The organism is Pseudomonas sp. 51_B (assembly GCF_017491595.1).
GTDB classification, from domain to species: domain Bacteria; phylum Pseudomonadota; class Gammaproteobacteria; order Pseudomonadales; family Pseudomonadaceae; genus Aquipseudomonas; species Aquipseudomonas promysalinigenes.
Genome location: NZ_JAFGYW010000635.1, coordinates 1 through 234 on the forward strand (window position 1 = coordinate 1; position 234 = coordinate 234).

Consider the following 234-nt stretch of genomic DNA (forward strand, 5'->3'; position numbering starts at 1 on the left):
TCTTCCCGATCTTCGGCGAAGGTAACACCCCCGCGGCCATCATCGCTGCATCGGTGCTGCTGTGGGCCGTGCATTTTCTGGTACTGCGCGGCATCAAGGAAGCAGCCTTCATCAACCAAGTGACCACTGTGGCCAAAATCGTGCCGTTGCTGATCTTCGTGGTCATTGCCGCTTTCGCGTTTCGCGCCGATATCTTCACGCGCGATATTTGGGGCCAGAGCAACCCGCAGTTCG

Annotated in this window: 1 protein-coding gene; it reads left to right on the forward strand. The window is 58.1% G+C overall.

The window, feature by feature from the left end; translation table 11 throughout:
* On the forward strand, positions 1-234 hold a 234-nt coding region (locus J5M56_RS27340; RefSeq protein ID WP_207938250.1), incomplete at both ends, for an amino acid permease.